This window comes from Stutzerimonas chloritidismutans AW-1 (genome assembly GCF_000495915.1).
Lineage (GTDB): Bacteria > Pseudomonadota > Gammaproteobacteria > Pseudomonadales > Pseudomonadaceae > Stutzerimonas > Stutzerimonas chloritidismutans.
This window is the reverse complement of the sequence record NZ_AOFQ01000059.1, coordinates 21,832-28,259: the sequence shown is the minus strand read 5'-3', so window position 1 is coordinate 28,259 and position 6,428 is coordinate 21,832. Positions and strand designations below refer to the sequence as shown.

At 56.4% G+C, this 6,428-nt stretch carries 8 protein-coding genes; 6 read left to right on the top strand and 2 right to left on the bottom strand.

Translation table 11 applies throughout. From position 1 onward, the window contains the following. Nucleotides 1-535: IS66 family transposase (gene tnpC, locus F753_RS44330; protein WP_023446596.1), on the top strand; the 535-nt coding region annotated here is incomplete at its 5' end. 131 nt (nt 536-666) lie between these two features. On the opposite strand, the gene F753_RS44325 is transcribed toward tnpC, so the two are convergent. Both F753_RS44325 and F753_RS44320 read right to left on the bottom strand, forming a co-directional pair. Further along, nucleotides 667-2,097 carry an IS1182 family transposase gene (locus F753_RS44325; RefSeq protein WP_031298255.1) on the bottom strand — a complete coding sequence of 477 codons (1,431 nt, stop codon included), beginning with the start codon at nt 2,095-2,097 and terminating at the stop codon, nt 667-669. A gap of 622 nt (nt 2,098-2,719) precedes the next feature. Next, complete coding sequence (locus tag F753_RS44320) at nt 2,720-2,941, bottom strand: helix-turn-helix domain-containing protein (RefSeq protein WP_003105872.1); 222 nt, start codon at nt 2,939-2,941, stop codon at nt 2,720-2,722. Nucleotides 2,942-3,043: 102 nt separating this feature from the next. Here F753_RS44320 and F753_RS44315 point away from each other — a divergent pair, with 102 nt between their 5' ends. From F753_RS44315 to F753_RS0125235, 5 genes are all read left to right on the top strand, one after another. Next, nucleotides 3,044-3,634: a hypothetical protein gene (locus F753_RS44315; RefSeq protein ID WP_031298253.1), complete on the top strand. Its 591-nt coding sequence runs from the start codon at nt 3,044-3,046 to the stop codon at nt 3,632-3,634. After that, nucleotides 3,631-5,031, top strand: coding sequence for a DEAD/DEAH box helicase (locus tag F753_RS44310; RefSeq protein ID WP_031298251.1), 1,401 nt, complete (start codon nt 3,631-3,633; stop codon nt 5,029-5,031). Before F753_RS44315 ends, F753_RS44310 begins: the two co-directional genes overlap by 4 nt. Nucleotides 5,032-5,121: 90 nt before the next feature. After that, a complete protein-coding gene (locus tag F753_RS44305) occupies nt 5,122-5,424 on the top strand; it encodes a hypothetical protein (RefSeq protein ID WP_023446592.1) in 303 nt (100 codons plus the stop codon). Between the two features lie 120 nt (nt 5,425-5,544). Continuing rightward, entirely contained in the window at nt 5,545-5,808 is a 264-nt protein-coding gene (locus F753_RS50255; RefSeq protein ID WP_023446591.1) for a BPSL0761 family protein, read from the top strand. A 2-nt stretch (nt 5,809-5,810) separates the two neighbouring features. Beyond that, a complete protein-coding gene (locus F753_RS0125235; protein ID WP_245218673.1) occupies nt 5,811-6,425 on the top strand; it encodes a DUF6088 family protein in 615 nt (204 codons plus the stop codon). The last annotated feature ends 3 nt before the right edge of the window (nt 6,426-6,428 follow it).

The window sequence follows — 6,428 nt, the reverse complement described above, 5'->3', positions numbered from 1 at the left end:
CGCCCGCCGCAAGTTCTTCGATCTTCACGCGGCGAACAAAAGCCAGTTGGCCGAACAGGCACTGCACTCAATAGCCGGCCTGTACGAAATCGAGCGGCAAGCGCGCGACCTGAGCGATGAGGAGCGCTGGCGAATGCGGCAGGAAAAAACGGCTCCCATCCTCGCCACGCTGCATGCCTGGATGCTCGCCCAGCGCGACCTCGTGCCCGAGGGCTCGGCCATCGCCAAAGCCCTGGATTACAGCCTCAAACGTTGGGCTGCACTGACTCGCTACGTCGAGGATGGTGCCGTGCCCATCGACAACAATTGGGTCGAGAACCAGATCCGGCCATGGGCGCTGGGTCGCTCAAACTGGTTGTTCGCCGGATCACTGCGCAGCGGTAAACGGGCAGCAGCGATCATGAGTCTGATCCAGTCGGCGCGGATGAATGGGCATGATCCGTATGCCTATCTCAAGGACGTGCTGACACGACTGCCAACGCAGCGGGCGAGTGAGATCGAGCAACTGCTGCCGCATCAGTGGGTACCCACCTGAGTCACGCAAGGTGACTTGAGCGGACGCTTACGCCGGAGGCACCAATCAGGCGTATTCGGTGATTCCTGATTGTGTGGCATTTTAGGCTTCGGTGCGCCTGCTGGAGGACGGCAGGACTCGTAAAACAGGTCTCAGGCCTTTATCGCTGCCATCAGGGCGCCGCTGCCCAGCAAGCTCAATACGCGCTTGAGGTTGTAGGCGAGCACATGGAGGCTCATCTCGGTGCTCACCCGGTCGAGCGTTCTGGTGAGGAAATGGGTGGCACCCATCCAGGATTTCAGCGTGCCGAACGGGTGCTCGACCGTTTGGCGACGGATCCGCATCATCTCGGGCGCTTGATCCAGGCGGGTCTGCATCGCCTCAAGCACAGCCTCATGCTCCCAGCGGCTCACCCGGCGCTGTGGGCTCGGCGTACAGTGCTCTTTCAGCGCACAACCCTGGCAGTGCGAACTCCAGTAGCGGTGCAGCTTCAGTCCTTTCTCGATGCTTGAGTACCGCCAGGTCAGGCTTTCCCCTGCCGGGCATCGATACTCGTTCGTGGCTGCGTCATAGATGAAATCACCTTTGCCGAAACGGCCAGCCGCTGTCGCTCCCGAGGTCAGCGTCTTGGGTACGAAAACGGTGATGCCAGCCTCATGGCACGCCAGGATTTCTTCGCCTTTGAAATAGCCTCTGTCTGCGACCGCCGATAGCTTCTCAACACCCATGGCCTCTCGCGCCTGTTTGGCCATGGCGCTCAGTTGGTCTCGATCGACTCCGTCGTTCGTGACCTCATGCGTCACGATCAGGTGGTGCTTCGCGTCGACCGCCGCCTGCACGTTGTAGCCGACCATGCCGGTGCCACGCGTCCTCATTGAGCGGGCATCGGGATCGGTCAGGGAGATCTGTTTGTCCGGTGTTTCGTTGAGCTGTACTTCGATGTCCTTGAGTTCCTTCAGCTTAGTTTTCAAGGTCGCGATCTTGTCGTGGAGGCGTTCTGCTTTGACCTGCGCCACGGCAGGTTCCTGGCGATCAGTGGTATCCAGTGCGGTCAGGTAACGGTTGATGCTGGACTCGATCTCCTCCATTCGCCGCTGAAGCTTGGCGCTGGTGAAATTGCGGTCGCGGTTATTGACCGCCTTGAACTTGCTGCCATCGATGGCCACCAGCGCTTCAGAAAACAGGCCAAGCTGCTGGCACAGCACCACGAACTGCCTACAGACGCCGCGGATTGCCTTGCCGTTATCCTTGCGGAAGTTGGCGATGGTTTTGAAGTCCGGCATCAAGCGTCCGGTAAGCCACATCAACTCAACGTTGCGCTGAGCCTCGCGTTCGAGACGTCGACTGGACTGGATGCGGTTAAGGTAACCGTAGATGTAGATCTTCAGCAGGTCAGCAGGATGGTATGCGGGCCGACCTGTTTCAGCCGGGACGACCCCCTCGAAACCCAGTTGGCCAAGGTCGAGCTCATCGACGAAAACATCGACCACCCGCACCGGGTTGGTGTCCGCCACATAGTCATCCAGGCTCTCGGGAAGCAGCGCGCTTTGGCCTCGATGCTCTCCTTGGATAAAACGCTTCATCGGCATCCCCCGCTGATTTGAATCCATCAAATCACAGCAAGGTCGATGCCAACGTTTTTACACAGCCTGGGCCGCATGCTGTCCTTTGATACCGGCAGGGCCCCACAGCCAGCAAAGGTTATGGGATGCCCAACTGCCTGGAATATCCGACGCTTTCGACATGGCGCAGTGCAGGTTGCCCATCGCTCCAGCATCAGAACCTTCAAATCCCAGCCAGTAACCCAGGAAACCAAGGTCTAGCTCACTTCCAATATGTGCTAGCGGCGTGCCCACAAAGAACGACCATAGCCATCGAGTTTTGAAGCTGAATACCTTGGTTGGGTATCGGGCTTAAAAAAACAGATTCTATAATCGCCCTATAATCACTTTATAGTTGCCTATAAAGCTTATTCTAGAGCGCTACGGTAGCCTGCAAGGTGAGTAGAGTACTATGTAGCGCCTCGTCACTGCTGAAAGCAGGTGTTGCACGACACGCCCCCCCCCTAAGCTGTCGTTGGAAGTACAGGCAACGAGATTGATAGCTGGGCGTTTGCGTTGGTAATTTTGAAGACGTTCACGACGGCCGGCAGCTTGGGGCAAAGTAACCACGGCGCTGCTGTCTGAGCCTTCTTCCGCGCTCGGCTTAGATTTCAGACGGCTGTGGCAGAAGGCTCGAAGGGTCGCAGGCGAGTTCCCCTGCGATGCGATAAAGCTTCTCGACGGTGATATTGACCTCGCCACGCTCGATGCGACCTACGTAGCTGCGGTCGAGACTGCACGCCAGCGCCAGTGCATCCTGGGAAATCCGGCAGGCCTTCCTCTGCATTCGGATGCGTTCCCCTAACGCCTTCGCCAACTTATCCATAACCGTCTCAATTCAATTTGAGGCGGCAATATCATGCGTTTGCGGACGTACAGGCCACGGATTATAATCCGCATTTTCGCGCTATTTCTTCTGGTGCCCTCAATGAAATCGGCCTCGTTTATCTTCGACAGGCGCCTGTATGAGCTGCTTCAGGAGCCAGGGCGTACATCGTTTACGACCCGCGAACTACGCGATGCCTATGCCGTTCGCTTGAGTGGCACACAATTCCGTATCGCCGATGTGCGCCGCTATGTGTATGAACAGATTCGCCGATTAGTGCGCGCGGGCTGGGCTTCACCGGACGAGGACCGCCGTGTTCGAGGGCAGGTCTACCACCTGCAGCCGATTCCGACACATCTGCAACTCGAACTGATCGACAACGGTTTTGAGAACAGCCTGATGGCTGCCGGAGTGCCCGAGCCAGGCACTGCGGTACGCGATGTGGAAGCTTTGCCGCTTAAGTCGTCAGCCAACGCGGATTTGCAGTTGGAAGCGCTCCACAAGGAAATCCGCTTGGACTTTCTCACTTCAATGGGCGAAGCGGAGCGATTCAAGCTGCTTCTGGACGAAATGCCGCATTTACGGGACAAGCTTGAAGGCGATTACCTGGAAGCCAGGGATCGCAGTTCTCGCCTCTTGGGGCATCTGCGCGCCATAGAAAAAACCCTCAAAACGCTCGCTGCAGCACGATGAGCAGCTCGCTACGGAGCTGGCAGAACAGCTGCATCACTCGGGCATTGGAGCACTTTACCGTCACGCCGCACTTCTTCTGCCAGGCGACGCCGGGAGCTGGAAAGACGCGCATGGCTGCAGAACTGGCCAGCCGATTACTTGAGCAGGACAGAATTGATTTGGTGCTGTGCTTTGCGCCGTCCTGCCAGGTCGTGGAGGGTTTTCGTTCGACCTTTGCGGCTGTGCTAGGCAGGCGTCTCGACGGCCAGATAGGTGCCGTGGGCGCGGCTTATACCTATCAGGCCATGGAATACCGTGATGAGGGATTCTGGCAGCTTCTTGATGACTACCGGGTATTCGTGGTCTTCGATGAGATCCACCATTGCGCCGGCCACGATCCGCTGCTCAGCAATTCCTGGGGGCAGCAGATACTGCATCGGATACAGGATCGGGCTGCCTTCACGTTGGCCCTGTCTGGCACGCCCTGGCGTTCGGACGATAAGGCCATCGCATTGGCTCGTTACTCATCGCCCGAGGGGCATTTGATCTGTGATTACCGTTATGGCTTGAAAGATGCCATTGCCGACGACGTGTGCCGATCACCTCGCATAGTGTTGCTCGACAATCAAAAGGTGAAGCTTACGGAAGCGCTTGGCGCGGATAGCTCCGTGAGGCTGTTTGCCAGCATCGCCAAGCTTTTAGGGGAATCACCTGTCACCTATGAGGAACTTCTGCGTCATGACGAGGTGATCAATCCAATCCTCGATCTTGGCTGCAGCAAGCTGAACGAGCTACGCCAGATCAAACCTGATGCCGCTGGTTTGGTGGTGGCTACCGACATCGAACACGCCCAGCAAATTGCACTGGCTCTAGAAGCAATGGGTGAAGAGTGCCGCATCGTGACCAACAAAACCCCGGATGCGCAGCAGGTGATCAATGCATTCCGGAGCAGCGCCTGCCGCTGGATTGTGGCCGTCGGAATGATCAGCGAAGGTACCGACATTCCCCGCCTGCAAGTGTGCTGCTACCTCAGCCGTATCCGCACCGAGCTGCATTACCGGCAAGTGCTGGGGAGAGTGCTGCGGCGCACAGGTGAGTCCGACGACCAGGCATGGCTATTCATGTTGGCCGAGCCAACGCTTCAGGGCTTTGCGGAGCGAATTTCGGATGACTTGCCAGATGACCTGGCAGTTTTGAGCGATGTGCCGATGCCTGGTTTTACTCCAGGCTCCGGGCCTGAGCCGATGGGTACTTTGGGTCATGTCGAAGGTTTCGACGGTGCGGGGTTAGATGGTGCAGAACCGGGTATTGGATCGCAGCCTACGAACATCATTTCGCTGGGTGGCTATGCAATTGAGCCCGCTTACCAGGTCAGCTTTTCCCAGCATTATCGGCAGCAGCTACTGGCTTGTTTTTGATGCTCAGCCAGTCGAGGCTGATCCAATGATGTTGGTGTTCATGAATCCATAACCGGCCGGCGTCGTGTGGAACGTAATCGTGAGGTGTGCATGGAGATTAAGTCGCAGGCATTGGTCGATGTCGTTGAGGATGTGATCTGCGACGTGTGCCACTCTGGCACGCGAGTTCCCGGCTATGGCCTCCAACACGGCAAGCTTGAAGCCCAATGGGGATATGGCTCGCAACATGACGGGGAGCACTACCGGGTGCATCTCTGCGAGCCCTGTTTCTTCAGGGGGCTGAGTGGATTGCGTCGGGAGCGCATGGTCAATGGTATGTTCGATGATGATCAGCCATTTGCTTCCGAAGATTTTGGTCTGGTCAGCAAAGACAACTACTGGGGAAAGAACTGATTGTAGGGTTGAATATCCATCAGCCGCACCACGTCGAATCGCGGGCAAATGAGGAGTAAGCGCGTGGCTTCCCCGTTCTGGTCTCGTAAATTGGAATAACTGAATAAGGAGGTAGCCACTTTGACCCTTCCGCATGAAAGAACCCGGAGTGTCGTCAAGACTGAAGCTTTTCTCCGCGACCTCTCTCGTAACACCGAACTACCTGATGACATTCGCAGCTATGCGAAAAGCCTGCTCAGACACTACCCGTCCGCCGATCAAGTTTTCTCGCTGGGGCGCCTCGAAGATTGCCTGGTAAACGACGCTCAGGATGATGAATATCGGCGAAGGGTTATTGCGTTCCATCAGCCGCTTTTCAGCTCGTCGCTAGACTTCACGCTATAAGCGTGAACGCCACGATGCTCAGCACTGATAAAGTCCAATCGGTATCCGTCCAGGTTGCGCAACGAGTCAAGCGCCTACCTAAAGGGCAGCCGTTCAGTATTAGACGTTTCAAAGGGTTTGGAACGAAAAACGCCATATCCAAAGCAATAGCTCGAATGGTCAACCGGGGCGAGCTCGAACGGGTGTATCGCGGGATTTATATGCGCCCGAAACCCGGACGTTACATTGCCAGGGCTCGCCCCAATCCGTGGACATTGCTTAGCCTGATTACCAGGCAGAAGCGTTTGTATCTGCAGATCCATGGTGCAAATGCTGTAAGGAGGTTTGGGCTCAGTACACAGATGCCACTCATTCCTGTCTATTACACCAATGGGTCCAGCCGCTCAATATTCATAGGTAAGGCTGAAATCCGGCTGATACACGCGGCACCGATGGTCATGCAGCATGCCGGCACTGAGGTAGGTACGGCTATCAGTGCATTGTTTTATCTCGGTAAAGACGGCGTCACACCAGAGTGCATTGCAGCAATTCAAGCGCAGCTAAAGACCGATGATTTCACAAGACTTATGTTGTGCAAAATGCCGGGATGGATGCGTAAGGCACTGGTAACGCTCTGACTC

What these genes read in the sequence shown, in the direction of transcription:
- F753_RS44325 (WP_031298255.1), bottom strand. Translation starts at nt 2,097, where the DNA reads ATGAAGCGTTTTATCCAAGGAGAGCATCGAGGCCAAAGCGCGCTGCTT.
- F753_RS44320 (WP_003105872.1), bottom strand. Translation starts at nt 2,941, where the DNA reads ATGGATAAGTTGGCGAAGGCGTTAGGGGAACGCATCCGAATGCAGAGG.
- F753_RS44305 (WP_023446592.1), top strand. Translation starts at nt 5,122, where the DNA reads ATGGAGATTAAGTCGCAGGCATTGGTCGATGTCGTTGAGGATGTGATC.
- F753_RS44310 (WP_031298251.1), top strand. Translation starts at nt 3,631, where the DNA reads ATGAGCAGCTCGCTACGGAGCTGGCAGAACAGCTGCATCACTCGGGCA.
- F753_RS44315 (WP_031298253.1), top strand. Translation starts at nt 3,044, where the DNA reads ATGAAATCGGCCTCGTTTATCTTCGACAGGCGCCTGTATGAGCTGCTT.